The following is a 26437-nucleotide window of genomic DNA, read 5'->3' on the forward strand; positions in this document are numbered from 1 at the left end:
TGTCCTCGCTGCCTGACCCAACGGGTATCGTTTATGAGCTGCCGTCAGGACGATACTGATAAAATGGATTGACTGGTCGTAGATCAAGATAGGTAAACGGTGTGCCATCGGCGAGTAAATATGCAAGAATTGTCAATTTACGTTCAAGCCTTTCACTACGGCCAAAAACAATCATTTGATCCTGCGCTGTCCGTACAAAGACCCCTAACCCAAAATCCCACCCGATCTGTGCCGGATGTAATCCGATCTGGTTGGGCAGGACAAAAGCCAGTTCACGGGCCAGCGTCAACGCATCGGTATCCAGTCGCATCCCTGGCTCGACCGGTAGATTTGAGCTATCGACAATCACTAACTCATCTTCGGCGGGCGGTGTTGCAGCAGCTTCAATAACATATCCCTGCCGATCAACCAGATAATCAACCCCGCCGGTTCGCCAGTAAATCGCCGGTTGGCGCTCGACAATCACAATCCGCGCTCGATCAGGTAAACTGAGCGTCAGCCGGGCTTCCTCTACAAACGGACTGGTTAACAATGGCGCAACAGCCTGCTCTTCATCAACCAGCCAGATCGGTAGACCCCGCAGTGGAACAGCGGCAACAATGCGCTCCGGGCTTAAAAACTCAGCCCCAACAACTTCTACCGTCTGTACCCGAAACCGGCTGCTGAACAGGACGTAGAAGAGCGCAAAACAACTGATGACAAACACGATACCGCTGACAATCCGCCCGCTCCGTAAGCCTTCACGCAATCGCCAGCGCCAACCGGGCACGACCGGCTCGGTGCTGTTTCGCCGCATACGCTGACGGCGGGCGACGATTCGTTCACGAGTATTTGGCGGATTGTATTCCATGCCCTCTATCTCCTACCGCCTGGCACGCTCCAGTGCCAGATCAACCAGTCGATCCAGCAACTGAGCGTATGACAGGCCGCTTGCTGCCCACATTTTGGGGTACATGCTGATCGGGGTAAACCCGGGCATCGTATTCACTTCATTCACCCAAAGTGTGCCCTGATCGCGGTCGAGCAGAAAATCTACTCGCGCCAGGCCAGCGCCATCAATGGCCTGAAAAGCCCGCATTGCCAGTTCCTGCACCTGCGTGATCTGCGCTGGGCTAAGATCGGCAGGTACTATCGTCTGCGAACCGCCGTCAATATACTTGGCGTGGTAGTCATACCATTCGCCGGCAGGAATGATCTCGCCGGGAATACTGGCAACGACCTCATCATTCCCCAACACCGAGATTTCAATTTCGCGTGCCGGGATACCCTGTTCGACGATAAGCCGCCGATCATAGCGAGCCGCTTCGTGGAGACCGGCCAGCAATTCGGCCCGATCACGAACTTTACTCACTCCTACGCTACTGCCGAGGTTGGCCGGTTTCACAAACATCGGATAGCGCAGGGCAGCCTCAAGCCGGGCACACAGGCCAGACTCATCAGCCAGTTCGCTACGACGCACCAACACCCACGGCAACACCGGTAGGCCGGCAGCGGCGAACGCAGCTTTCATCAGACCTTTGTCCATCCCGACCGCACTGGCCGCCACGCCACACCCGACATACGGCCGACCGGCCAGTTCAAGTAACCCCTGAATAGTGCCATCTTCGCCATACGGGCCATGCAAAACCGGGAAGATGACATCAGCCGCAGGTAGCTCCCATCCCGGCGCACCAACGCGCCCAAGCGCATGCACCGGCCCCGCGGCAACCTGCGCCGCACTGGCCGGCAACCGGGCAGGATCGGCTTCAGCCATCAATTTTGCCAGTGCCCCAGGCCCATGCCACCACTGACCGTCTTTGCCAATACCGATCGCTTCAATCTGGTAGCGCGCCGGATCAAGATTGCTCATTACGGCGTGGGCTGATACTAATGACACTTCGTGCTCGCCACTTTGCCCACCAAACACGACGGCCACGGTGATCGAATCGGTCATTTATTGCCTCCTCTACCACACGTATCGATCGGTGAGACGATCGTTATCTACAACAACGAGCATGGCGATCCAATTTTGCTTATTGTTTCGTTTATACTGATCACTTTTCGGTATTTCATTCACTATTTTGATCATCTCAGCCTCTAAATAATCCGCACTTCGAGCTGAAGCGTAATCCCAAATTGATCAGCAACTTTTGTGCGAGCCAGATCAATTAACGCCAAAATATCGGCGGCCCGGGCCTGCCCACGATTGATAATGTAATTGGCGTGCAATGTACTAATCTCTGCATCACCGATCCGTACACCCTTTAGACCGGCAGCCTCGATCAGACGACCGGCAAAATCGCCTGCCGGATTTTTGAAGACACTGCCGCACGAACTACCTGCCGGTGTCTTCTGTTTGCGTTCGGCAGCAATCGCTTTCATCCGCGCCGTCAATGCCGCCGGATCACCGCGCTGCAAGCGGAAGCGGCCGGCCAGTACCAGCGGTGGAATCCCGGTATGCAGCAGTTGTTTGAGTACACTCTCGCGATACGTGTATGCCAGATCGTGTACCGACCATTCAACGCATTCGCTACCATTGAGCAGCAGATCAGCAGTAATGAGCACTTCGGCTACACTCCCGCCATAACAACCGGCATTGCCAACAATTGCGCCACCGACTGCACCGGGCAGCCCCTCGGCCCACTCCAGACCGGCCCATCCCATTGCCGCCAGCCGCCGGGCCGTTCCGGCCATTGGCGCACCGGCTTCAATCCATACTTCAGCAGTCTCGCCGTGTTCGATCAGTTCCCAGCGTTGCCCGCGATACGACGCAATCACGCCGTCAAACCCTTCGTCGCGTACAAGTAAATTCGTTCCGCGACCGATCCAGATCAACGGTAACTGTTGCTCTCTGGCCCAGGCCGCCAGCGCAATGGCTTCATCGGGTGTGGCCGGCTCAGCATAATAGCGCGCCGTTCCTCCGGCACGCCACGACGAATGGCGCGCCATTGGCTCATCGGGGTATAACGTTACCGGTAATGCAACTGGCATCTCATCTCTCCTCTGACATTGCGCTGCACTGTTCGAGAAACGCTGCTGCCACCTGATCACTATCACCGGCCCCTAGGGTCAGCACAACATCACCGGATTGCGCTACCGCAAGCAGTGCGGATGGCGCAAGCGCCGATGGGCCGGCGTAGCGCGCCGGAATACCGTGTGCAATCAGATGGTCAACCAGCGACTGGGCCAGCGCGACCGGATCGCCCTGCTCACGGGCCGGATAAATATCGCCGACCAGCACAACGGCTGCCTCACGAAACGCTGCCGGCCACTGATCCCAGAGGCTGCGCGTACGGCTGAAGGTGTGCGGTTGCAAATAGACGATGAGTCGTCGATCCGGATAGCGCTGACGGGCAGCCAGGAGCGTGGCCTGCACCTCGGTTGGGTGATGGGCATAATCGTCAATCACCGTGATCCCACCAACATCACCCCGCCACTCAAACCGGCGGCTACTGCCACGATACTCTGCCAGTGCAGTGACGGCTGTACGCAGATCGGCGCCCCATAGCGCAGCCGCTGCCAGTGCTGCGGTTGCATTTCGTACATTATGTTCACCAGGAATAGCCAGCGTGACTGTCGCGGCCAGCCGTCGTCCGAACGAACGCCGGTCGTAGTACCAGAGATCAAACTGTTGACCGGTAGCAGTTCCTGTCACCCCACTTGCCGTCCAGTCGAGTGGGGCCAGTCGACAAGAGACCGGATCGGTGGCAATGTGCTCATCGATCCCGTACAGGCGGGCTTCACTCTGCCCGGCAAGAGCGAGGGCACCGGGATCATCGGCGCAGACCAGTAACCGGCGTGGATCACGCACCTGGCGGGAAAAGGCGGCAAAGGCTGCCGTGTACTCAGATGGCGTGGGGTAGACATCGGGATGATCCCATTCGACATTGGTAATAATCGCCAGCGCCGGTGTCAGCGCCAGAAAGACCCGGTCGTATTCATCGGCTTCGATCACCAGTGGTGCTTCTGGATCGCCCCATTGTGCGCTCCCACCCAGCGCCGGCACATCAGCACCGATCAGAAAACCACACCTGATCCCGGCACCACGCAACGCCAGCGCTGTCAATGCGGTGGTTGTGGTCTTGCCATGGGTCCCGGCGATAGCAATCACCGGGCGCTGTTCTGACCACAGACGCCACAAGTCGGCCCGACTCAGGCGAGGGATCCCTGCCGCCGCAGCCGCCTCTAATTCAGGGTGGGTGCCACGAATTGCTGCTGTCGCCAGAACAACATCGGCACCCTGCACATACGCCGGATCATGACCACGCCAGACCTGTACACCCCGGGCCTGGAGTGCAGCCGTAGCGTGGTTTGCGGTCAAGTCCGAACCGCTCACTGTATGACCCTGGTCGAGCAGCAGATGGGCAATCGCGCTCATCCCTGCTCCGGCAATCCCGATGATATGATAGTGACTCACGGTTTCCAAACCTTCGGAAAGTTGAACAAAATAATCAACCCTAAAATCATGAAGAAGATCGCAATCAGCGATGGTAGCAAAATACTCACGTCGGGCAATACATTCAACAATGTGGCAATCGGCCCCTCGAGAATGCCACCATTGTTCACAAACTCGCGCCAAAAAACCACTGCGGCGTTCGTCCACAGCAGAGCGATCAGCGCACCGACAAACAAGCCTAATGGCCGGGCCAATCGCTCTTTGGGTGGGCCTTTCCAGGCCGCTTTACTATCGAAAAACATGCCTAACAGGATCAGTGCAATAAACGCCATCAGCCGAAAGAAGAGCGGAACCTGAAATCCCGGTGTGATCAACGGATCCAGTGGTGGTACCAGTGAAGGATCATTGCCGATCAGAAAGGCCGCAAATCGTGGTGCATTAACCCATATGCGATTGATCAAACCGACAATAAAATCGCCACCCTGAACACAGGTGATATAGGCAATAATCGTCCAGAGTGCCAGGGTCAACAGGTTCCGCATACCCTGCTGATAGCCGGCATATCCGCCCAACGCCATCAGAATGAGCAAAATGGCCACACCATTCAAATTGAGTGTAATGACCGGCTGCGCAAGCGGGATTATCATCCATTGCTCAATCATGCTGAACTCCTCGATGCGAGGTCAAGTAGTGCTAAGGCCAACCTTTGCGCCGCATCAGGACGAGCCAGATCACGGCTGCGTGTTGCCATCTGTTTCCGCTGCTTCTGATCGATCACCAATTGTCGAATTGCGCTCGCCAGTGGCCCCTCTTCAGGCGCTCCGTCACCGAGCATTGCATGATCGGCCACCTTCAGCGCGGCACCCCGTTGAACCAGATAATCGGCATTCTCATCCTGATGAACATAGGGGTATGGCACCAACACCGCCGGCAGACCGACCGCCGGCAACTCGGCAAGGGTTGACGCTCCACTCCGACAGACGGTGACATCCGCAGCCACGAGCGCGGCTGTCATACTTTGCGCGTGGCCGCTCTCCAGGTAGGGGAAGAGCAGGTAGCGTGCACGCAGAGCCGGTTCAAGACGAGCCGCTGCTTCCTCCAGCCAGACCTGATCGCCTTCGCGCCCACAGACGTGAATAATGGTGCAGAGTGGCAGTAATGTCGGCAGGAGGGCAGCGATTGCCCGATTAATACTACGTGCGCCCCGACTACCACCATATACCAGTAACACTGTTTGATCCGGTGGAATACCAAATGCGGCCCGTGCCGTTGCCCGATCAGTGGTAAACAATTCATCCCGCACCGGATAGCCGGTCACCAATGCCCGCCGATCCCCCTCACGCAAGCCCAAGCGTGGTAATGAGTCGCTGACATTGACTGCTGTGAGATCGGCAATCCGGCTGAGCATGCGCACCGCCAGCCCTGGCACAACATCCGGCAGATAGATCATCGTCGGTACCCGGCGCAGCTTTGCTGCCACAAAGAGTGGCACACAGACATAGCCACCGGTACCCAGAATAGCCGCCGGTTGCTCGCGAGCCAGTAAGTGCCCGGCTGCGATCACACCGCGCAGCAATGTGATCAGGGCACGAGTTGCCTGAACCGGCCCTCGACCACGCACCGCTGCTGCCGGTAATGCCCGGAAAGGCAAACGGCTTTCCCGTGCCACGATGCGCTCTTCCATCCCCCCAACACTCCCCACGTACACGACGTGTGCCTGATCAGCGAGAGCGTGGGCGACTGCCAGCGCCGGATAGACGTGACCGCCAGTGCCGCCACCCGACAGGATGAGGCGTAATGTCTTTGTCGGCAACGGATGCGACTGAGGTTGTGGTATGTGCGTTTGACTGATCGACATGGCGAGAAATATTCAACAGGATACCGGTAGCCATAAGACAACTAATCAACGATGAACTGCCGTATGACAGGAACGGTAGTGTGAGACCGGTAAACGGTATCAGCGCTACTGTGACCGCAATATTCACAAACGCCTGAAACACGATCCACGACGTGATACCCACTGCAACCAGGGCGGCAAAGGGAGATGGCGCACGCGCAGCAATCCGATACCCACGTACCGCAATAATCACAAAGGCGACGAGGACGGCCAGCGTGCCCAGCAATCCCCACTCTTCACCGATAATTGCGTAGATTGTATCAGTATGTGGTTGCGGAAGCCAGAGATGCTTTTGCCGGCTCATCCCCACACCCTGCCCGAACAGACCACCACTGCCAAAGGCGTAGAGTGAATGAATGATCTGATACCCTTCTGTACTGGCCCGCGACCAGGGATCGAGAAAAGCCTGCCAGCGCCCACTGCGAAAGGTGACGATCAGGGCGAAGAAGGCAACCGATGCCAGCAACGCGGCCCCGGTCACATGCAACAGATTGGCACCGGCAGCAAAGAAAATGGTGCCGCCAATCATCAGAATGATTATCGTGGTGCCTAAATCCGGCTGCAACATGATCAGACCACAGATAAACCCCAGTATCACTGCAAACGGTACCAGACCATATGCAACATCCCCCAACCGATGACCGCGTCGCGAGAGCCAGTGGGCGAAGTAGATAATCACGGCCAGCTTGACAAATTCGGCGGGTTGAATACTCAATACCCCCAGCCATCCTTCACCAAAACGTATCCACGACCGCGAACCATTCACCTCGGTCATACTGGCCGGTAAGATCAGCACCAGTACCAGCAGCACTAACGCCACTGCCATCAACTGAATCGAGTAGTGTTGCCAGACCCGATAGTCGATCCGTTGCATGACCCACAGCGCTACCAGCCCTATCACTGCCCCGGTTGCCTGCCGCAACAGGTAGTAGAACGGATTACTGTACAACACCGAAGCCTCAACAAAGCTGGCGCTGTAGACCATAATCAGACCAAACGCAGTTAACCCAATCACGGTAGCCAGTAATACCCGGTCTGGCGAGCGATGTGTGCGGTCAAAGAGCAAATGTGTTGGACGCGATCCATCACTCTTGACCATACTCCTCTTCTTTCCTTCACAAAATCCCGACTTCCCAATCAACCACGTTATGCCGGCGTTACCAGGCGTACCAGGACAATCATCACCAGTGCAATGGCAAACACCCACAACCAGCCCTGCATCGGGAAACGGCGAATGAACAACGGTGGAAAAAAGCGTAGATCGACAGTCAGTCGAGGGGCGAGGGCAACGCCGATCACAATCCCACTCAGCAATCCACCGAGATGCCCCCAGTTATCGATGACGCCCTGGGCTGCAAAACCAATCAACAGATTAATCAAGGCAATTGCCACAATGCCACGCACCTGATTTTGACCAAACTCACCCAATACCCGGCGGTTGAGATAGTAGAACACACCCAGCCCACCAATCAGACCGAAGATTGCCCCGCTCGCTCCCACTGCCGGTGCCGGAGAGAGAGCGTATGACGCGATACTGCCACCGAGTCCACTGATCAGATAGAGGGCGAGAAAACGGCCATGGCCATAAAAACGTTCGGTCTCTGGCCCCAGTACCGAGAGCGCATACCCGTTGAAGAAGATATGGATCAGGTTTGCGTGCAGGAACACAGCGGTCAACAGCCGCCATAGTTCACCATCGGCAATCCGCTCGTTGATCTTCGCCCCCAGGACTGCCAGTACCGGAAATGCCGGTTGAAAGAACGATCCACTGAGCACACAACTCAGAACGTAGACAATCCCTATCGCCCAGAGCAAACTCTGTGTCACAAACGGACGAGGTGGAGCGGGGCGGGGTGGAGGTGGAGGAGGTTCTTCCGGCAGATCGGGACGAAGGCCAAACTCGCGCTCGGCTCGACGCAGAAATGCTTCAATATCGTCGGATTCATCAGGTGGACGGGTCATACTTCTGCTCCCCGGCGCGACCGCCAGCCAACTCGCGCACGATCTGGCGAAACGCCTCACCGCGGTGAAACTCATTCCGAAACATGCCAAAACTGGCACATCCGGGCGAAAGTAAGATTGCACCACCGGGTTGAGCAAGCGAGCGGGCTGTTGCTACCGCGGTGGACAGATCGGCAAAAGGCCCGGCGAGCGGCAATTGTGGTGCGCACTGGCTCAAGAGTGTCTGCAATCGTGGTGTTGCACTTCCCTGTAACAACACGACTGCCGCAGCACCCTGCGCTATGGTGTCCGCCAGGTATGCCAGATCAAGGTCTTTATCGGCACCGCCGGCGATCAATACAATCGGCCCCGCAACAGTCGCCAATGCAGCCGCTGTTGCCGATGGATTCGTCGCCGTCGTATCATTGATATACCGCACGCCATCAATCGTTGCGACCAGCTCCAGCCGGTGTTCGACCGCCGTCATACTCTGGAGGGCGGCTACGATCTCGTGCGGTTCGATCCCAAAATGGTAGGCCAGCGTAGCCGCCGCCAGGGCATTAGCCAGATTGTGGGTGCCAGGTAAGCGCAGATCAGAATGATGCGCAAGTATCACATCACGATAGCGCAGATACCCATCGGCATCAACCGTTGCATCAGCCGTTGGATCAGAGAGGCTGAAGCTGATGATTCCGCGCCGGCCACGCCCCCAGGTTTTGGCCTGCTCTGGTGGTAAAACCGCAATCCCATCTTCGTCCTGATGCGCCATGATCTGACGCTTGGCGTTCGCGTAGGCCGCAAACGAGCCGTGCCAGTTGAGATGGTCAATGCCCAGATTGGTCAGCAGGGCATAATCCGGGCTTAACCCGGCTTCGCCGAGTCGTTCGAGTTGAAAGCTGCTCAGCTCCAGCACAACCGGTGTCTGCGGCCCGATCTGTGCGAGAGCCTCTAAAGCCGAAATGCGCAAGTTTCCGGCGACAACCGCATCAGGGTAGCGTTGCCGGACCATCGCTGCCAGCATCAGGGTCGTGGTCGTCTTCCCTTTCGTGCCGGTCACTCCCAGGATAGGGCCGGGGCAGGCGCGAAAGAAGAGGGTCATCTCGGTTTCGATGCTGACCCCATGCGACCGGGCGAGCGCCAGCCAGGGTGAGTCGGGGCGCACCGCCGGATTAACTACCAGTAGATCGGCGGCCTGAATATCTTCGGCCCGATGTTCGCCCAATGTGTAGCGCACCTGCTTCCCAATCTCGGCGGCAAATGCATCAAGTTGGGCTTTCGGTTCGGCCAGCATCTCAGCCGAAGCGAGATCGGTTACAGTCACTTCGGCACCATGGCGTAAGAGCCAGCGTGCCACTCCCAGGCCGCCGCCGTGAACCCCAAGCCCCATGACGAGCACCCGTTTTCCTGCCACCGCTATCATTACCGGCTCCCATCACCTTCAATCACAATGATCCCCGGTTGATCGACCTGTAACCCTGTCGCAGGGGGGCCAAAAATCAGCGCCAGCGAGATACCAACCATTGCGGCCACGGTGCCGATCAAGACAAAGCGCTGCGTCACTTGCGGTTGACTCCAGCCGAGCAATTCAAAATGGTGATGGAGTGGCGCCATCTTGAAGATACGCCGACCTTCGCCGTACCGCCATTTTGTCCATTTGAAATAGCCGGTCTGAATCATGGTGGATAACGCTTCCACCACAAACACGATCCCTATCACCGGTAAGAGTAACCACTGCTGCGATTGTAATGCCACCACAGCCAGGGTCGCACCGAGCGCCAGGGCACCCAGATCACCCATAAACACCTGCGCCGGATAGGCGTTATACCAGAGAAAGGCAGCGCAGGCACCCACTACGGTGAAACAGAAGGCCATCAGATTGGTCAGGCGCGGCTCGGCGAGAAACGTTATCACGCCATACGCCCCAAAGGCGAGCGTCAGATTCCAACCAGCCAGGCTATCGAGACCGTCGGTGATATTGACTGCATTCGAGATAAAGACGATAATCAGCACTGCAATCGGAATAAACCACAACCCGATATTCACTTCACCGACGAACGGAATCTGAACGAGACCTTCGTGCTCCAGACCATACGGCTGCGGCAGGTAGAGCGCCAGACTGGCCACGAAAGCAACTGCCATCATAATCCAGAACTTAAAGCGCACCGTAAAGCCGTGCGTCTTTGAACGGGAACCGGTCAGCGACAGCCAGTCGTCAATCGCACCCAGGACGGCAAAACTCACCATCACGCCCAGAGGCAGCAGCATTGACCAGCGATCAACCAGGTTAAACAGGATCGTCAGGATCAACACGGTGCTTACGATCATGATGCCACCCATGGTTGGCGTGCCCACTTTGACCAGATGACTCTGGGGGCCATCCGGTCGGATACGCTTCCCCAATTTATGCCGGCGCGCAAAGCGTACCCACCACCCACCGATGATCAGGGTCAACACAAACGCTGCCGCAGCAAGCAAGAGGGCACGCGCCATATCCTGAACCAGCACTGCACGAAGGACGCTCACGCAATTTCTCCTGTGTCGTTACGAGTAGTAGCCTGCAAGGCGGCAACAATCGTCTCCATCTGTACGCCGCGCGACCCTTTGATAAGCAGGTGGTCACCGGGCTGGATGTACCGGTTCAGCAAGTTGATCGCCGCCTCATTATTGTCGCATACCAGAATCTGCTCTGCCGGCATTCCGGCTGAACGTGCTGCCTCGGCCATGGTATGCGCCTGTCGCCCAACGGCAACCAGCACATCGGCCATCGTTGCCGCCGCAGCCCCTACCTGCTGATGACCTTCAACGCTGGCTGCACCCAGTTCGAGCATTTCGCCTAACACGGCAATCCGTCGCCCTTTGGTTTCAGCCAGTACCTGAAGCGCAGCAATAGTCGAAAGTGGTGCCGCGTTGTAGGTGTCATCGATAATAGTTGTTCCATGCTGACCGGGCACGATACGCAATCGCAATTGTTCACCCGGTTCACGCAACCCTTCGGCAATTGCATCCCAGTCCAGCCCCAGCACCAGCCCGGCAGCAATGGCTGCCAGCGCTGTATAGGCGTGGTGGCGACCGATCAGTGGTGTGGTCAGGCGATGACTCTGGCCTTCATAGCCAACCGTCAACTCGATCCCGTACAATCCATGACTCACCACATCAAGTAAACGCACATCGGCGTTTGGCGCGTAGCCGTAGGTCAGCACCCGAGCAGCAGTGCGACTCGCCATTGCCGCCACCCGGTGGTCATCGGCATTAAGGATACACCAGCCATCGGCGGGCAACGACTCAGGCAGTTCGGCCTTTGCATTCGCAATGGCCTCGATACTTCCCAACCGTTCCAGATGCGAAGGGCCAACATTGGTCACAATACCGATCTGGGGGCGGGCAAGCGTCGCCAGAAAGCGAATCTCACCCGCCGCCCACATCCCCATCTCGAGCACTGCCACTTGATGGTCGGCAGTCAGCCCGAGTAAGGTTGCCGGTAACGTCACCTCACTATTAAAACTACGTTGACTTTTTAAGGTACGCAGGCGTCGGCTACAGACCGCCGCCACAACCTCTTTTGTCGAGGTCTTGCCCACACTGCCGGTGATCCCAATCACCGTCGGCGTGAACATCTGTCGATGGTAGACGGCCACGCGCTGCAAGGCGAAGAGCGGGTCGTCTACAGCGATGAGGAGACATGCGTCAGGCGGAACGGTTGCCAGAGTCTGAGCCTGCGCCGGTTCGATCAACCGCCAGGGGCGAGCGACTGTATCGAGATTGGATGCCAGCGCAGTCAGTTTTTCTGGTGAAACCAGCGCCGCCGCAGCACCGCGTGTCACCACATCGGCCAGAAAACGGTGTCCATCGGTGCGTTCGCCGGTTAATGCCACAAAGAGCGATCCCGGCGTTACCTCGCGCGAGTCGGTTACCACCGGGCCAATCTGAGCATTGGCCCAGGACGGCGGCAGCGTTACCGCCTGTCGTATCACACGAGGTTGTACTCCGTACAATAAATTGTCGAGCCTGATCAATGTGCCCTCCCCAAGCCGTTGCCGAAACCAACCGTCTTGCGGAGGCCATTATAGCATCTCCCTTTCGCCGACCTCTATCGGTAGAGGTCGGCACAAGCTGATAACAAGCTGAAACCCGCCAGATGAACATCTTCCTGCCCCATCACGGTTGCCCTGGACTAACCAGGCTACGATCAGGCGGTATATGCGCGTAGCGTAACAACTGCTCGACCACGTTGTAATAGACCGGAATAGCAGTAAGTACGCCGAGCGTATCCTTCTTTGGTCGATCAATCTTCACCAGTACGACAAACCGCGGTTCATCGACCGGGGCAATGCCCAACACCGAGCCAATCGTGTAGACGGGATCGTACCCCCCGCCGGGCAACGGGATCGAGGCCGTTCCCGTTTTGGCTCCCACCCGATAACCGGGTACAAGCCACTGGTCACTCCAGTTACCGGTGCGCGGCCCCCAAATCACCGGTGCGTAGTGATTCGCCGACTCGACCATCATCTCGCGCACTGCACGAGCCACGTCTGGGGTCACCGGTCGGGCAACGACTTGTGGCTCCGTGCGGACACATTCATTGTTGCGGCAAATCTGCTGCACCACATAAGGCCGCATCATCACCCCATCATTCGCGATGGCACCGGCGGCCTGTACCAACTGCAACGGGGTTACTGAAATCCCCTGACCGTAGGCGTTGGTCAAAAAGGTGAGCGGACTGTAGCCGGCACTACCATAAAAATTAACAATCCCGCTCTCTTCACCGGCCAGATCGACGCCGGTCGGCTGGCCAAAACCGAAGCGCGTCAAGACCCGGTAAAAGGTCTCTGGCCCAACCAACTCATTAAATTGCAATGCCGCCACATTGCTCGAATAGTAAATCATCCCGGCCAGCGTCAGCGGGCCGTGGGGTGCCGCATCAAAATTGCGTAACGTCTGACCGTAGCGTATCACCCAACCCGGATCATCAACCGTCGTCGTTGTCGTCACCACCCCTGAACTGAGGGCCGCCGCTGCCGTCACCATCTTAAAGGTACTGCCCGGTTCGTAAATCGTACCGATTGCCGGGTTACGTCCATACACCTCTGGTGGATACTCTTGCCAGCGATTCGGATCGAAGAATGGCCAGTTGGCCATTGCCAGAATAGCGCCACTACGCGGATCAAGCACGATAATCGTACCGCCATCGGCATTCTGCTCATCGATGGCCTGCTGTAGCTCTCGTTCCGCCACCTGCTGAATAAATGGATCGATGGTCAACTGCAAATCGGCACCATCTTGCGGTGGCAGCGTGCGGGCCAGGCTGGTTGCAATCGGGTTGCGATTCGGATCAAACTCACCTTCAATCCGCCCTTCGGTACCACGTAGTAATTGATCGTAGTAGGCTTCGATCCCGCTGACGCCTTCGCCATTCAGGTTTAATGCACCGACAATCTGAGCCGCAGAGATACCCTGCGGATAGAAACGCATCGGCTCGTAGACCAGCCAGAGACCGGGCAACTCCAGTTCGGCGACCTGTGCCGCCACTTCTGGTTCAAGCCAGCGCGCCAGACGCACCCACTGCCGATCCGAACGTAACGCCGATAAAATCTGATCTGCCGGCTGATCAGTCAGGCCGGCAATCAACACTGCAATCTCCGCCTTGCGGGCAGCAGGCACCTGGGGCGGCACAGCAAACAGACTCTGGCGTTCGACATCCATTGCCAGCACTGTCCCACTGGCATCGCTAATCTGCCCACGGCGCGGTGCCAGCAAGGTCGGCGTCTCAATTTCCAGCCGCGCCTTACGAGCGAGGTCGTTGCTACGCACCACCTGGAGATCAACGAGGCGAACAGCGATGATAATTGTTATCAGAAAACAACTTGCCAGGAGCACCTGCAAGCGCCAGCGCGGTAGTGGCTTGCCTGCGGGAACCGGCGTCGTTGCTGCCGTCGTTGGCGTTGGCACAGATGAGCGGCGGGTCGTAGTAGCCATAGCAGGTTACTCATCAAGTGGCGGTAAATCTGGAATACGAACATACCGCACCTGATCGGGTGTCGGTGTGCGAAAGCCCAATTCGGTGGCCCGTTTCATGCGCGCTTCAACCGACTGGACACGGGCCATCTGCTCTTGCAGCCGCGAAAACTCACGATTAAGCTGCACCTGCTGCTGTCGCAAGCCAACCAGCTCATAATTCATGCGGGTCACCAGACCACTCTGCACCAGTGTCAACAGGCAGAGCAAGCAGAAGATGAGGCTCAACAACAGCATATAGCGTGCTCCATCGAGTCGCAGGTAGCGCGAAAGGTCAACCCGTCGCAACCGCACTCGGCCCACAATGGCTGGAATGTGTTCAGTTCGTACTGCCATACCTCTATCCTCTCAATGACCCGCTATCCGATCCGGGTAGCAACCCGTAGCTTTGCACTGCGCGCACGTGGATTGTTTGCCACTTCCGCAGCCGTCGGCACTATCGGCTTCTTCGTTACAATTGTTAGCCGTGGTGTCTCTCCAGATGCTTCGGCCCGCAGAAACTGCTTCACGATACGATCTTCCAGCGAATGAAAACTGATCACCGCCAATCGACCACCCGGTGCCAATAGATCGACCGCCTGGGGTAGAGTAGCCCGCAACCGATCAAGCTCCTGGTTTACCGCAATCCGCAGGGCTTGAAACGTGCGGGTTGCCGGATGAATACGACCATGACGCCCACCGACTGCACGCGCAACGACCTCGGCCAGTTCTGCCGTGCGTTGAAAGGGTTGAGTTCGCCGATGCTCAACGATTGCCCGTGCAATGCGGCGGGCAGCATGCTCTTCACCATACAAGAAGATAATGTCGGCCAGTTCACGTTCGCTCAATCTGTTCACCATATCGGCAGCGGTCAAGCCCTGCGTTGGATCAAGCCTCATATCGAGAGGGCCATCTGCCGTGAACGAAAAGCCGCGTTCAGGCGTATCAAGCTGGTATGACGACACCCCCAGATCGAACAGAATGCCATCAAAAGCGCCAAAACCGGCAGTAGCGGCAAGCGTTGCTAGATCGGCAAAAGAGCCATGGCAGAGCACGGCCTGTTCGATCAGACCGGCTGCCTGCAAGCGAGCAGCAGTTGCCGCAAGTGCAGCGGGATCGGCGTCGATCCCCAGCAACCTGCCACCGGGCTGCGCTGCCTGCAACACCGCCAGCGCGTGCCCCCCACCACCGACAGTTGCATCGAGATACTGCCCGGCGGGGCGCGGTGCCAGCATCGTCAGCACCTCGGTTAATAGAACCGGTGTATGCTGGAACGTTACCGCCATCAAATCCCCAACTTCCGCATCTGTTCATCGAAGTGTGGCCCCTGACTTTCCAGACGTTGTTGCACCTCACGCCAGCGCTCAGGTGCCCAAACTTCAATAAACGCATCAAGCCCAACCAGCAACACCTGATCTGTCAACCCACCGGCTTCACGCAGATTCTGCGGCAACAAAATCCGTCCCTGGCGATCCATCTCCTGTTCCGAAGCACTGGCGAAGAGCAAGCGGCGTAGCATACGCGCATCTTCATCTACCAGCGACAACGCACTTACCCGCCGGGTCAGATCGTTCCAGTAGGGTAGGGGAAAGATGAGCAGACAACGGTCAAAACCACGGGTCACCACCATCCCACCGGCCAGATCGGCACGAAAACGTGCCGGGATGGCCAGGCGTCCCTTCTCGTCGATGGTATGCTCGTATGACCCAAGAAACACCGGTTACGACCCTTTTCCGTAAGGAGTGTGGGATTTTCTCCCACTTTTCCCCACTTTTCCCCACCTGTCGCCACATTATAGCCGACTCCTTGCCGCGTTTCAAGCCAGTAAAGCATCTATTTGCATAACAATTTGATTGAAATTCAGATATATACAGAAGATCGCGTAGAATATTTGAGCGGATCACAGGTAACAATTACAAAAAGGGGAACACATGAGCGAAGCGCACAACGAATTGACCCATCTCGACGCTGCCGGCCATGCTCGCATGGTAGATGTTGGTGATAAGGCCGTCACTGCTCGTGAAGCGGTGGCCCGTGGCCGGGTGGTGATGCAACCGGAAACACTTGCCCTGATCATGGATGGCAAACTTCCCAAGGGCGATGTGCTGGCCGTAGCGCGCGTAGCCGGCATTATGGCTGCGAAACGTACTGCCGAATTGATACCACTGTGCCACCTGCTCAATCTGAGTCACGCCAGCGTGCAATTTACCCCTGATCCGGCAAGCAATGCCCTGGAAATTGAAGCAACCGTGCGCTGCCAGGGCCAGACCGGGGTCGAAATGGAAGCACTGACCGCTGTCAGTATCGCCGCTTTGACGATTTACGATATGTGCAAAGCGGTCGATAAGACTATGCAGATCGACCAGATTCGCCTCATCGCCAAGCGCGGGGGACGGAGTGGCGACTGGCAGCGTCCACGGTAAGATGATCCGCGAGAATCTGCGCCATCCGCGTATATCCGTGTTGATCATCGATGGAACGCGGATGGACGCGGATCGGGCGGATGGACGCGGATTGGTGGTAAGGTCATTCGCGGGTATCTGCGGGGGGGCATCGGCGGAACGCGGATGGACGCAGATAGGCGGTAAGGTCATTCGCGGGTATCTGCGGGGGGCATCGGCGGAACGCGGATGGACGCGGATTGGGCGGATGGACGCAGATAGGCGGTAAGGTCATTCGCGGGTATCTGCGGGGGGCATCGGCGGAACGCGGATGGACGCGGATTGGTGGTAAGGTCATTCGCGGGTATCTGCGGGGGGGCATCGTCGGAACGCGGATGGACGCGGATAGGCGGTAAGGTCATTCGCGGGTATCTGCGGGGGGGTATCGTCGGAACGCGGATGGACGCGGATTGGGCGGATGGACGCGGATAGGCGGTAAGGTAATTCGCGGGTATCTGCGGGGGGGCATTGTCAGAACGCGGATGGACGCGGATTAGGCGGATGAACGCGGATAGGCGGTAAGGTAATTCGCGGGTATCTGCGGGGGTGGGCATCGGGGGAACGCGGATGGACGCGGATATGCTGTCAGCACTCATGATCCGTCAATGACCGCACTGATCGTGCGAGTCACCGTTGGATGTCTGTGCAGCGGAGAGGGCGTATCATGCACTGTATCTTGCCAGATTTGATACAGCGTCTGCCTGATCTCCCCTATCCCGTTGCACGGTAGAGGGCCGGGGGTGAGAGCGTTCAGCGTATCCCCAGGCCCTATCTTCCGCACACACTTGCATGTTCCGTCCACCCCTGAACCCATCGCTCCCTGTGGTCTTCTGGATTTCTGGCTTGACATTGAACAAATGTTCTGATACAATACGGTTCAGCAAAGAGATTACAAGCCGGAGATCAGGTATGCTAAGCTGGAGAATGTTGCGGGAATGGCCCCGCCACCCATCATCCGTTGTCTGGCGACATCCACCACGAAGTGACCGGATTACGCTACTCGCGATGCGGTTTGGTTTCCTCCCGGCTACGTTTCAGTACCAAAACAGTATTCACCGGGTTGTCAATGTCCTGCACATTCGCGATACCTGTGATCGTCATGGTGAACGGCGTTACTACCGGGTTGCCTGCGCCGATGGTGTTGAACGAACCCTCATTCACGATTTGCGTTCCGGGAACTGGTACCTCCAGCGCGAGTGGTTTCGTCAGATATGAGAAGGTTGATCCCGCCACGATTAATCACACCGTTCATTTATAGATGCGCACAGCAGTATTTTTATGCGTAGCCAGGGTCAATGAAGCGTGCTGCCTGATAATCAGTCATCGCACTGCTTGTTGCAAAGCCAGATGATCGCGAATTCGAGCACATCGTACTCGTGATCAGCAGGTTAACCGGCGCGACACGCACCGGGCAGCGCGCACGGTCGGTGCAGCAGCATTGCTTCCGCCCGCCAGACAGCGCAACGCCCACATGACCGGGCGTGAACGGTTTTCGATCCAGCACGTAATTGCGTCGCGGATGAGCAAAACGACTTCCGGTTGTTGCACTACCGTATCAGGAACCATCTTGCCCATCCCAATCTCGAAGGAGACAGCACCGTATGGCACACGCATCACGTTCTCACACGCCAACACCCGTAACCGAACCTGCACCTGTCCTGTCCACGCCTGAAACCGCCTTTCGCCGCCAACCACCATTTCTGATGTGGTACGACGATAACCCAAAAACCCCGGTAGCGCGCAAGATTACCGAAGCGATTGAAGCCTACAAAGCCCGCTTTCCCGGTGTGCAACCGACTCTGGTGCTGGTCAACGAAGCTGAAGTAACGACTATCGAAGGAATTACTGTGCGGGCAATGCCAACCGTAAGCCGCAATACGTACTGGGTGGGGCAGATAGTCTAGAACTTATTTCATAAAACGCTGTACTGTCGCACTCTAACAACCATCTGCGGTGCTATCACGCGCTGGATTGGTTGCCTTGCTCGCTCATCATTCGCGTGTCGCGACGTTTGGCGTGCGGCAGCCATGCTGCCGCGCCAGCCGTGCTCACGATCTGGCACGTGTCAGGTCGTTGACCCGGCTGGTCACGCGAATGCCGGGTGTGCTCGTTATGATTATGGAACCGGTCGGCAACGAATGAGATATCCTCATAGGAGATGTTTTTTGAAACAGGTTCTAGTTCAGCGGGGTGGAGAGCACTCATTACCCAGGTTGCTCCCTTTGTCACCACAGAGACACGGAGAACACAGAGGGTGTGGATAATCTGGGTTCCTACTGTGAGGCATGACGTAGCGCGTCCATGGGAACTGGTGCGCCCCACATTGTTCATACGGTTACGCCACACGGTGTTGCGGGCACCGTCGTGCTGTTCACAGCCTGGCCGTCAGCCTCCGTGGCCTGCCCACAGCATAGGTGGCAACTTGAGGCTCATATCACATCTGATACAGTCCAATGCATGACAGGCGATTCTAGACGCACCCTTTCGCCACCTTCTCGTGCGGCAATATGAACAGGCACTGACAATGTCCGTAGGGGCGGGTAGGGGCGGATTCAGAACCCGCCCCTACCTGGCCTGCCCTGCCATACCTGACGGTGTTGCCGTCTACGGAACCCGCCCGAATTGCACAGGCGACACCTGCGGATCATTGCGAATATGACGGACAGCCATGGATCACCGCATATTCGGTGCCAGACAGTGATGCGCAGTGTTACTCAAGATGTGAATACCGACTGATGATGGGAGATTGCACAGAAAAGGAGGACAGACCCAGGAGCACTGTTGCGCTGTCAGGGTGATGATGAGCAATCGTCTTGGGCTTGTTCTGCTGCCGGCGGTGATATGCGATACGCTCCTGCCAACGCTGGGGTTTAGGAACGGACGGAGCATCCTATCACGCAAGAGATAGCGCCTGCCGATGCCCTGAACGCCCTCACCCAAGGCCGCGCTCTCACAGCGCGGGGATTGGAAGACGTATGAATGGTGCCTGGGGTATGGTACGTCCGTGCGGCAATGCAAGGGCGGATAGAACATGGGAGCGCGGGCAAGCGATAGCCTATGGCGATGCCCTCAACTTCCTCTTCCCCGGCGCACTACGGAGGAGGAGAAACCGGAAGTTTAATCTATACCTTTCTGATGCGATAGAAGGTATGTCTCCTCTTTTTCTCTCCGCCTCTGAATCGTTAGCTACGCATTACCCACACGTCACGCTGCGTTAGGCCGGACTGCAAGCGTCCCCCGTGGCGCAGGCTTCCAGCCTGCGTGCAGGCATCCTCTCCACCGCCGTCAGGTGTTGGCCGTAACTGCTGGTGCGCAGGCACGAACCTGGGGCAACAACACATCTACGCGCAGGGATCGCATGCATGCCTGACCGATGCGATGATCGGCACGATCCCATCCAGCACCCCCGTGATCAGGATGGGGAACGGTATGCCACGCGCCGGATTGTGAGCACGGCTTTTGCGGCAGCATGGCTGCCGCACTCCAAACCGCGCGACACGCGTATGACAAGCGGGTACGGCAATTCATTCAGCACGTGCCGGCACGACTGGAGCGGCGCACTGCCACTGGACAGTCACCCAAAACAGCACCTGTGGCGCTCATACCCGCTAATACGCACGTGGTTGACACCAGTTGTGGGTAATGCATAGCCAGCGGGGGGAGGCCGGGAGGGGGGCCGTTGCAAACGGTGAGTGAGCCTCTGGCTCGTGCTCGCAGAGGACACTGGCTGTCAGGCGACGTATGGGTAATGGAAAAGTGACCGATGCGGAATCTGTTGTACCCCGCTCTTAATCGTGAGCACGGCTTTTGCGGCAGCATGGCTGCCGCACTCCAAATCTTGCGCCACGCACATGATGGGCGAGTAAGACAACCCATCCAGCACGTGATAACACTGCTGGAGCAGCGCACTGCCACCGGGCAGTCGCCCAAAACAGCACCCATGGCAATCATAACCGCTGATAAGCGCGTGGTTGACACCAGTTACAGGTAATGCATAGCCAGCGGGGGAAGGCCGGGAGGGGGGCCGTTGCAAACGGTGAGTGAGCCTCCGGCTCGTGCTCTCAGGGGATACTGGCTGTCAGGCGACGTATGGGTAATGAAAAAGTGACCGATGCGGAATCCGCTGTACCCCGCACTTAATCATGAGCACGGCTGGCGCGGCAGCATGGCTGCCGCACTCCAAATCTTGCGCCACGCACATGATGGGCGAGTAAGACAACCCATCCAGCACGTGATAACACTGCTGGAGCAGCGCACTGCCACCGGGCAGTCGCCCAAAACAGCACCCATGGCAATCATAACCGCTGATAAGCGCGTGGTTGACACCAGTTACAGGTAATGCATAGCCAGCGGGGGGAGGCCGGGAGGGGGGCCGTTGCAAACGGTGAGTGAGCCTCCGGCTCGTGCTCTCAGGGGATACTGGCTGTCAGGCGACGTATGGGTAATGAAAAAGTGACCGATGCGGAATCCGCTGTACCCCGCACTTAATCATGAGCACGGCTGGCGCGGCAGCATGGCTGCCGCACTCCACACCGTGCGCCACGCGCATAACGAGCGGGTACGGCAATCCATCCAGCACGTGCTGGCACGGCTGGAGCGGTGCCCTGCCACCGGGCCAGTCGCCCACAACAGCACCTATGGCGCTCAGACCCGCTGATACGCATGTGGTTGACACCAGTTGTGGGTAATGCATAGGAATCGTTAGGGAGACAGATACTGCCAAATCTTAATAGCTGGTGATCGTTAGTTCACGTGTCATCAACGCTATTCCACCAGACTCAGGCACCACAAAGCCACCACGTTATGAGATAGATCCCATCAACACCTACGACCTTTGCGCATCGAGGTAGGCCAGCCCTTCCTGAGCGTAGGGATTATCGGGATCGAGCGCCAGCACATTTTCGAGGGCTACGCGCTGGTCTGCGGGATCATCAACTGCACCACTCAGCCAGAGCCAGGCTTCCGGGATGTTTTCATTCAGTTCAACCAGCTCTAGCAGTAATGCCCGTGCCCGCTCTTTATCACCCCGTACCAGCGCCTGTGCGCCCTCGTATAGCAGTTCAGCCTGATGACGATCAAGCGGGGTCATTGGTTGATCCTCCTCTCTGGCCGGTCGCGGCTGAGCCACGGCGCGCCACCTGTACTACTTCGGCCAGAATGCTGAGCGCAATTTCTTCCGGGGTCTTTGCGCCAATCGGCAGCCCAATCGGGCCGTGAATGCGCGCCAGATCGGCGGGAGTAAACCCTTCCGCGGCCAGGCGTTCGAGCCGGCGGGCATGCGTTTTCGGACTACCCAGAGCGCCGATGTAGCGCGCTGGCGAGCGTAAGGCCACTCGTAATGCCGGATCATCGAGCTTGGGATCGTGGGTCAGCACTGCCACGCTGCTGCGGGCATCGAGCCTGCCCTCCAGTGCTTCGTCAGGCCAGGCCAGAATCAGCTCATCAACATGGGCAAACCGCTCGCCGGTAGCAAATGCTTCCCGCGCATCAATCACAACCGTGCGGAAGCCAACCACTTTCGCCAGCGCGGCCAGGGCAATACTGATATGTACTCCACCGACCATATACAACGTCGGTGGCGGCACAAAGCTCTCGACAAAGATGGTTACCTCTGGTGAGAGCGTAACCGTCTGCGTTTCCCCCACCACCAGCAAAGGCAAAGCCGCCTGCACAGCCTGCGCCGTCAGGCTGGCCTCACCCAAATCACCAATCGTCTGCCCATCGGGCTTGAGGGCCATCTTCGCCCCCACCGGACCACCCGCCAGGACGGTTATCGTTGCCAGCGGCGTTCCGTTGCGCACCGCCTCACGTACCAGCTCGTAGATTGTGCTCATAGCCATTCCTGTTCCGCGTATGGTCCTCAACGCAATGGTTCGACCAGCACATCAATCGTACCACCGCAGGCCAATCCCACATCCCACGCCGTTTCATCGGCAACACCGAAATGGAGCAGGCGGGACTGGCCGGTTGCAATTGCTTCCTGGCAGGCATCAAAGACGGCACCTTCAATACAGCCACCACTGACCGAACCGACAATCCCGCCGCCGGATGATACCGCCATCTTGGCACCGACCTGGCGTGGCGAGGAACCCATTGTGCGCACAACGGTTGCTATTGCCACCTTTTCGCCACGTGCCAGCCAGCGATCTATTGCATCGATAATCTCGTGCATGACTCGCGCTCCTTTTGAACGTCCGGCGCTCTACTAGCTGCCAGAGGTTTCACCACGGGTCAGACCAAAAGGTAAATTGACCCACATCCATGGTAACAAGTGTCACACGGCGACATCAACTGAAGATACTTGCACTCGGCTCAGAACCGTCCCTTGCCGATCACGAGAGCAATCTCTCAAGATTGAGCCGGAGTAGCACAGGCCGAAGCCTGTGCTCTCCGTGGAGACCCTCGTACAGTTACCACAATGATCAGGTGTAGAGAGGTCTCACCCGCCCCACAAGCCTGCCTGTATCATCGTGGCAACCGTGAGCCGATCTTCTAATCGGCCATACTCGACCGCACCTCTGCCTGGCGCTGTCGGCGCACATCGTACCACTGCCAGAACCAGACACCGCCAACGATCAGCACGCCTATCGCATCCGTCAGCAGGCTGGGCCAGAAACAGAGGAACGTGCCAAACGCGGCGATCACCCACTCCCACCACGTCGTCTTGCGCACCAGATAGAACATCGAAACCGCCGAGAAGGCAATCGTGCCGAGGGTCGCCGAGAACCACGACATCGCGACCTTACTCCATTCTACATCGACCAGCGGCTGACCGCTTTCGCCAATCATCAGAATCTCTGGCGTAAAGGCGAAGAGGAGCGGCATCACGTATAGCAATTTCGCAAATTTAAATGATGTCCACCCCGTCTTCCAGGGATCGGCCCCGGCAATCGCGGCACCCGCATAAGCAGCCACACAGACCGGCGGCGTGATATTGCTATCCTGGCTAAACCAGTAGACGATCATGTGCGCCGCCAGGATCGCAACCCCCAAATCATTCAACGCTGGGACGGCAATCACAGCGGTGATCAGGTAAGCTGCGGTTACCGGTACCCCCATGCCCAGAATGAGTGACGCGATGCCGATCAGCAGCACCGCAATCAGCAGATTACCACCGCTCAGGCTGACAATGATGTTGGCAAACCGTTGCCCTACTCCGGTCGCGTAAATGGTACCGACGATCATCCCGATCACGCCAACGGTGGCGCCGATCACCAGCGTATCACGTACACCCTTCTGGATCGCCTCGTTTATCGTCTTGATCACGCGAACCGTACTGCGCAGAAAGGCGTTCACCACCGTCCCACCCTGTGCCGCCGGATTTTTGAAATCGGCCAGGTTTTCCGGCAACAGGTACATCAGGGGGATACACGAGAGAATCGACCAGAACGCGGCGTAGCCGGGCGAAAACCCTTGTGCAAGCATAAAGATGACGACCAGCAGCGGCAGCGAGAGGTACCATTCGTTCCGAATGATCTGCCAGGCCGTCTGTTCGGTTTTGATCCCACTTAACCCGAACTTCTTGGCCTCAAAATGTACCATCGTCAATACCGACAGAAAGTAGAGAATGGCCGGCACAATTGAGATCGCCACAATCACCGAGTAGGGCGTGTTCGTCAGCTCTGACATCAAGAACGCGCCCGCCCCCATCACCGGCGGCATAAATGCACCGCCAATCGACGCCGACGGCTCAATCGCCCCAGCCACATGAGGTCGAAAACCGGCCCGTTTCATCAAGGGAATGGTGAACGTGCCGGTACTGACGGTGTTGGCAATTGCGCTCCCGGAAATCGAGCCAAACAGTGCCGACGACAAGACTGCCACTTTTGCCGGACCGCCGGTGCTTCGTCCGGCCAGGGCCAGCGGCAGATCGATGAAGAAACGGCTGGCGCCGGCTTTACTGAGAAATGCGCCGAAAAAGATGAACAGAATAACGTAACTGACCAGCACATTGGCCATGACGCCGAATACGCCTTCCTGATCGAGGAAGAGCACCGTTGCCACCCGTTGCCAGGGCTGGCCACGATGGGCAAAGGTGTCAAGAATCGGAATGTCGTACAGCACAAAGCCGAAGCGCAGGTAGAGAATGAAAAAGAGGCCGATCAGCGTCATCGACCAGCCCAATACCCGGCGCGCAATCTCCAGTGAGATGATCAGACCGATGACGCTCACTGTAAAATCGGTCGGATTATACGCGCCGGCCCGCCGTTGCAATGCCGGATAGTTAATGATGAAGTAACCAACAACGATGACCGTGATGACGATCAGCGCCAGATCGAGAATTGTCGGCCCGCCGCGTGGCACAATCACTGCGCGCAGCGGCCCCGGCAATCGCTCAGCCAGACCGGACAGCCACGGTTGCAAGGGACTCTTCTTGCCAACAGCGGGGTACAGCAGCAACACCAGAATATAGGTCAACATCACATAGATTCCGCGTTGCCACTGCACCGGTGCCGGCAGCGTACCGGCGGTGTAGATATAAAAACCGGCCATGCCGACCGCAATCAGGGTCACAACGATACCCCAAAAGCGACCCAACGACCGGGTTGGTTTCTCTTCCTGTTCGAGATACTCGCGAACCTTTTCCTGATCGATCTCGTCACTGGTTGGCGTTGCACCGACACTATCAGGTTGTTTCAGATCAGACATAAGCGCCTCTTTACGTGGTAGTACCAGAGGGAGCAAACTGCTCCCTCCGGTTCCAGCTCAGCCGCCCCGTTGCTGTTCAATGAAAGAGCCTACTTCAATTCGTCGGGAATCTGTACACCCTGCTCAGTCCAGAACTTTACCGCACCGGGGTGCAACTTATTCGCAATCCCGGTGATACCAACTTCCAGGCCCATCTCATTGGCAGATGGGTGCGCCTCGCGGAGTCGCTCCAGCCCACCATCGAGGTAGACAGCCTTCAGGGCCTGATACACAATGTCTTCCGGTACATCGGCATTGGCGACCCAAAGCGCTGTATCCTGGAAGCTCATAACATCGTTTGGCATACCATCGTATGCACCACCGGTCAACGCCCGCTGCGAGTAGAACGGATACTGCTCGAAGAAGCCACCTTCAACGCCGGGGGTGTAGATATCGATCAGCTTGATCTTGGTGGCGGCTGCGGCTTCACGTACCGATGCGTTCGGGAAACCGGCCAACACCCAGAAGCCATCGAGCTGCCCGTCGGCCATCGCTGCCGCCGCCTGCGAGTAACCAAGGTACTCGATCTGAATCTTATCGAACAGACCTAGCGCCTTGAAGTAGCGTTCGGCGCTGAGCGCAGCACCCGAACCGGCATTCCCCAGCGCAATGCGCTTACCAACCAGATCGGCCACCGAGTTAATGCCACTGGCTTCGGTCACAACCAAGTGGGCAACACCACCGTAGAGCGGGGCCACCGGCATCACTTTGTCGTAGACGGTGGGATCGTCAGGCAACTGTCCCAGCGCCCCCAGAGCCACATCACCCGAATAGACAATCCCAAACTGCCGATCACCGGCATTGACCGAGCGCAGGTTCTCGGCGGAACCACCGGTACCTTCAGCCGTAATATCTACGCCGGGAACCTTCTCTTTGATGATCAGCGAGATAACATCGGCATACACCTGGAATACACCACACCAACCGGCCCACCACCAAAAGCGTAGCGCAGAGTCTGTGCGGGAGCAGGCGCAGGTGCTGATTCACCGGCAGGTGCAGCCGTCGGCGCCGTTGTCGTCGGCGCACTTCCACAGGCACTGACCAGTAATGCGACCAGTACCAGCGCGATCACACGCATGCGAGAAACCACGTCGTTTCCTCCTT

At 57.6% G+C, this 26437-nt stretch carries 26 protein-coding genes; 4 read left to right on the plus strand and 22 right to left on the minus strand.

Annotated features, from left to right (window positions below; all coding sequences use genetic code 11):
- Nucleotides 1–31: 31 nt before the first annotated feature.
- The 15 genes from CAUR_RS03910 to mraZ form a co-directional block, all read right to left on the minus strand.
- Nucleotides 32–850, minus strand: coding sequence for a cell division protein FtsQ/DivIB (locus CAUR_RS03910; RefSeq protein WP_012256644.1), 819 nt, complete (start codon nucleotides 848–850; stop codon nucleotides 32–34).
- 12 nt (nucleotides 851–862) lie between these two features.
- Entirely contained in the window at nucleotides 863–1933 is a 1071-nt protein-coding gene (locus tag CAUR_RS03915; RefSeq protein WP_012256645.1) for a D-alanine--D-alanine ligase family protein, read from the minus strand.
- Nucleotides 1934–2076: 143 nt separating this feature from the next.
- Entirely contained in the window at nucleotides 2077–2970 is an 894-nt protein-coding gene (gene murB, locus CAUR_RS03920) for a UDP-N-acetylmuramate dehydrogenase (protein WP_012256646.1), read from the minus strand.
- A gap of 1 nt (nucleotide 2971) precedes the next feature.
- Nucleotides 2972–4396 carry a UDP-N-acetylmuramate--L-alanine ligase gene (gene murC, locus CAUR_RS03925; protein WP_012256647.1) on the minus strand — a complete coding sequence of 475 codons (1425 nt, stop codon included), beginning with the start codon at nucleotides 4394–4396 and terminating at the stop codon, nucleotides 2972–2974.
- Complete coding sequence (locus CAUR_RS03930) at nucleotides 4393–5037, minus strand: hypothetical protein (RefSeq protein ID WP_012256648.1); 645 nt, start codon at nucleotides 5035–5037, stop codon at nucleotides 4393–4395. Before CAUR_RS03930 ends, murC begins: the two co-directional genes overlap by 4 nt.
- Complete coding sequence (locus CAUR_RS03935; protein WP_012256649.1) at nucleotides 5034–6188, minus strand: UDP-N-acetylglucosamine--N-acetylmuramyl-(pentapeptide) pyrophosphoryl-undecaprenol N-acetylglucosamine transferase; 1155 nt, start codon at nucleotides 6186–6188, stop codon at nucleotides 5034–5036. Before CAUR_RS03935 ends, CAUR_RS03930 begins: the two co-directional genes overlap by 4 nt.
- Nucleotides 6097–7371, minus strand: a complete 1275-nt coding sequence (gene ftsW / locus CAUR_RS03940) for a putative lipid II flippase FtsW (RefSeq protein WP_012256650.1) — start codon at nucleotides 7369–7371, stop codon at nucleotides 6097–6099. Before ftsW ends, CAUR_RS03935 begins: the two co-directional genes overlap by 92 nt.
- 47 nt (nucleotides 7372–7418) lie before the next feature.
- Nucleotides 7419–8234, minus strand: a complete 816-nt coding sequence (locus CAUR_RS03945; RefSeq protein WP_012256651.1) for a rhomboid family intramembrane serine protease — start codon at nucleotides 8232–8234, stop codon at nucleotides 7419–7421.
- Nucleotides 8218–9633: a UDP-N-acetylmuramoyl-L-alanine--D-glutamate ligase gene (gene murD / locus CAUR_RS03950; protein WP_012256652.1), complete on the minus strand. Its 1416-nt coding sequence runs from the start codon at nucleotides 9631–9633 to the stop codon at nucleotides 8218–8220. Before murD ends, CAUR_RS03945 begins: the two co-directional genes overlap by 17 nt.
- A complete protein-coding gene (gene mraY, locus CAUR_RS03955) occupies nucleotides 9633–10736 on the minus strand; it encodes a phospho-N-acetylmuramoyl-pentapeptide-transferase (RefSeq protein WP_012256653.1) in 1104 nt (367 codons plus the stop codon). The genes murD and mraY overlap by 1 nt, the downstream gene beginning before the upstream one ends.
- The gene (locus CAUR_RS03960; protein ID WP_012256654.1) at nucleotides 10733–12184 is read right to left on the minus strand and encodes a UDP-N-acetylmuramoyl-tripeptide--D-alanyl-D-alanine ligase; all 1452 of its coding nucleotides are present in this window, start codon (nucleotides 12182–12184) and stop codon (nucleotides 10733–10735) included. The genes mraY and CAUR_RS03960 overlap by 4 nt, the downstream gene beginning before the upstream one ends.
- A 184-nt stretch (nucleotides 12185–12368) precedes the next feature.
- Nucleotides 12369–14186 (minus strand): peptidoglycan D,D-transpeptidase FtsI family protein, encoded by a 1818-nt coding sequence (locus CAUR_RS03965; protein ID WP_012256655.1) that lies wholly within the window; start codon nucleotides 14184–14186, stop codon nucleotides 12369–12371.
- A 6-nt stretch (nucleotides 14187–14192) separates the two neighbouring features.
- Nucleotides 14193–14561, minus strand: coding sequence for a hypothetical protein (locus CAUR_RS03970; RefSeq protein WP_012256656.1), 369 nt, complete (start codon nucleotides 14559–14561; stop codon nucleotides 14193–14195).
- Between the two features lie 23 nt (nucleotides 14562–14584).
- Complete coding sequence (rsmH, locus tag CAUR_RS03975; protein ID WP_012256657.1) at nucleotides 14585–15490, minus strand: 16S rRNA (cytosine(1402)-N(4))-methyltransferase RsmH; 906 nt, start codon at nucleotides 15488–15490, stop codon at nucleotides 14585–14587.
- Nucleotides 15490–15921, minus strand: coding sequence for a division/cell wall cluster transcriptional repressor MraZ (gene mraZ / locus CAUR_RS03980; RefSeq protein WP_012256658.1), 432 nt, complete (start codon nucleotides 15919–15921; stop codon nucleotides 15490–15492). Before mraZ ends, rsmH begins: the two co-directional genes overlap by 1 nt.
- 214 nt (nucleotides 15922–16135) lie before the next feature.
- Between mraZ and moaC the strand changes: the two genes are divergently transcribed.
- Together moaC and CAUR_RS03990 are read left to right on the plus strand one after the other, a co-directional pair.
- Complete coding sequence (gene moaC, locus CAUR_RS03985) at nucleotides 16136–16627, plus strand: cyclic pyranopterin monophosphate synthase MoaC (RefSeq protein ID WP_012256659.1); 492 nt, start codon at nucleotides 16136–16138, stop codon at nucleotides 16625–16627.
- Nucleotides 16628–17554: 927 nt separating this feature from the next.
- Nucleotides 17555–17860: a hypothetical protein gene (locus tag CAUR_RS03990; protein ID WP_012660520.1), complete on the plus strand. Its 306-nt coding sequence runs from the start codon at nucleotides 17555–17557 to the stop codon at nucleotides 17858–17860.
- A gap of 165 nt (nucleotides 17861–18025) precedes the next feature.
- Here CAUR_RS03990 and CAUR_RS03995 read toward each other — a convergent pair whose 3' ends face one another.
- On the minus strand, nucleotides 18026–18253 hold the full coding sequence (locus CAUR_RS03995; RefSeq protein ID WP_157866380.1) for a hypothetical protein: 228 nt from the start codon (nucleotides 18251–18253) through the stop codon (nucleotides 18026–18028).
- On the opposite strand from CAUR_RS03995, the gene CAUR_RS04000 reads away from it, so the two are divergent.
- A complete protein-coding gene (locus tag CAUR_RS04000) occupies nucleotides 18247–18549 on the plus strand; it encodes a hypothetical protein (protein ID WP_012256661.1) in 303 nt (100 codons plus the stop codon). The two genes, CAUR_RS03995 and CAUR_RS04000, sit on opposite strands and share 7 nt — an antisense overlap.
- 2609 nt (nucleotides 18550–21158) lie before the next feature.
- A complete protein-coding gene (locus tag CAUR_RS04005) occupies nucleotides 21159–21302 on the plus strand; it encodes a hypothetical protein (protein ID WP_162015847.1) in 144 nt (47 codons plus the stop codon).
- A 168-nt stretch (nucleotides 21303–21470) separates the two neighbouring features.
- On the opposite strand, the gene CAUR_RS04010 is transcribed toward CAUR_RS04005, so the two are convergent.
- The 6 genes from CAUR_RS04010 to CAUR_RS21445 form a co-directional block, all read right to left on the minus strand.
- On the minus strand, nucleotides 21471–21734 hold the full coding sequence (locus CAUR_RS04010) for a hypothetical protein (RefSeq protein WP_012256662.1): 264 nt from the start codon (nucleotides 21732–21734) through the stop codon (nucleotides 21471–21473).
- Nucleotides 21721–22479 (minus strand): XdhC family protein, encoded by a 759-nt coding sequence (locus CAUR_RS04015; protein ID WP_012256663.1) that lies wholly within the window; start codon nucleotides 22477–22479, stop codon nucleotides 21721–21723. The genes CAUR_RS04010 and CAUR_RS04015 overlap by 14 nt, the downstream gene beginning before the upstream one ends.
- Before the next feature lie 26 nt (nucleotides 22480–22505).
- A complete protein-coding gene (locus CAUR_RS04020) occupies nucleotides 22506–22817 on the minus strand; it encodes an XdhC family protein (RefSeq protein WP_012256664.1) in 312 nt (103 codons plus the stop codon).
- Nucleotides 22818–23137: 320 nt separating this feature from the next.
- Nucleotides 23138–25294 carry a TRAP transporter permease gene (locus CAUR_RS04025; protein ID WP_012256665.1) on the minus strand — a complete coding sequence of 719 codons (2157 nt, stop codon included), beginning with the start codon at nucleotides 25292–25294 and terminating at the stop codon, nucleotides 23138–23140.
- Nucleotides 25295–25383: 89 nt separating this feature from the next.
- Nucleotides 25384–26238: a TAXI family TRAP transporter solute-binding subunit gene (locus CAUR_RS04030; RefSeq protein WP_012256666.1), complete on the minus strand. Its 855-nt coding sequence runs from the start codon at nucleotides 26236–26238 to the stop codon at nucleotides 25384–25386.
- Entirely contained in the window at nucleotides 26214–26423 is a 210-nt protein-coding gene (locus tag CAUR_RS21445; protein WP_242605058.1) for a hypothetical protein, read from the minus strand. Before CAUR_RS21445 ends, CAUR_RS04030 begins: the two co-directional genes overlap by 25 nt.
- Nucleotides 26424–26437: the final 14 nt, after the last annotated feature.

Source organism: Chloroflexus aurantiacus J-10-fl (genome assembly GCF_000018865.1).
GTDB classification, from domain to species: Bacteria; Chloroflexota; Chloroflexia; order Chloroflexales; family Chloroflexaceae; genus Chloroflexus; species Chloroflexus aurantiacus.

Bases quoted from the DNA above. Each gene is read 5' to 3' on its own strand.
- murB (WP_012256646.1), bottom strand. From the start codon at position 2,970: ATGCCAGTTGCATTACCGGTAACGTTATACCCCGATGAGCCAATGGCG.
- CAUR_RS03915 (WP_012256645.1), bottom strand. From the start codon at position 1,933: ATGACCGATTCGATCACCGTGGCCGTCGTGTTTGGTGGGCAAAGTGGC.
- murD (WP_012256652.1), bottom strand. From the start codon at position 9,633: ATGATAGCGGTGGCAGGAAAACGGGTGCTCGTCATGGGGCTTGGGGTT.
- CAUR_RS04000 (WP_012256661.1), top strand. From the start codon at position 18,247: ATGGCACACGCATCACGTTCTCACACGCCAACACCCGTAACCGAACCT.
- rsmH (WP_012256657.1), bottom strand. From the start codon at position 15,490: ATGGCGGTAACGTTCCAGCATACACCGGTTCTATTAACCGAGGTGCTG.
- CAUR_RS03990 (WP_012660520.1), top strand. From the start codon at position 17,555: ATGCTAAGCTGGAGAATGTTGCGGGAATGGCCCCGCCACCCATCATCC.
- CAUR_RS03930 (WP_012256648.1), bottom strand. From the start codon at position 5,037: ATGATTGAGCAATGGATGATAATCCCGCTTGCGCAGCCGGTCATTACA.
- CAUR_RS03965 (WP_012256655.1), bottom strand. From the start codon at position 14,186: ATGGCTACTACGACCCGCCGCTCATCTGTGCCAACGCCAACGACGGCA.
- moaC (WP_012256659.1), top strand. From the start codon at position 16,136: ATGAGCGAAGCGCACAACGAATTGACCCATCTCGACGCTGCCGGCCAT.
- CAUR_RS04010 (WP_012256662.1), bottom strand. From the start codon at position 21,734: ATGACCCCGCTTGATCGTCATCAGGCTGAACTGCTATACGAGGGCGCA.
- ftsW (WP_012256650.1), bottom strand. From the start codon at position 7,371: ATGGTCAAGAGTGATGGATCGCGTCCAACACATTTGCTCTTTGACCGC.
- CAUR_RS03910 (WP_012256644.1), bottom strand. From the start codon at position 850: ATGGAATACAATCCGCCAAATACTCGTGAACGAATCGTCGCCCGCCGT.
- CAUR_RS03970 (WP_012256656.1), bottom strand. From the start codon at position 14,561: ATGGCAGTACGAACTGAACACATTCCAGCCATTGTGGGCCGAGTGCGG.
- CAUR_RS04005 (WP_162015847.1), top strand. From the start codon at position 21,159: ATGGCTGCCGCACTCCACACCGTGCGCCACGCGCATAACGAGCGGGTA.
- CAUR_RS03945 (WP_012256651.1), bottom strand. From the start codon at position 8,234: ATGACCCGTCCACCTGATGAATCCGACGATATTGAAGCATTTCTGCGT.
- CAUR_RS04015 (WP_012256663.1), bottom strand. From the start codon at position 22,479: ATGAGCACAATCTACGAGCTGGTACGTGAGGCGGTGCGCAACGGAACG.
- CAUR_RS04020 (WP_012256664.1), bottom strand. From the start codon at position 22,817: ATGCACGAGATTATCGATGCAATAGATCGCTGGCTGGCACGTGGCGAA.
- CAUR_RS04025 (WP_012256665.1), bottom strand. From the start codon at position 25,294: ATGTCTGATCTGAAACAACCTGATAGTGTCGGTGCAACGCCAACCAGT.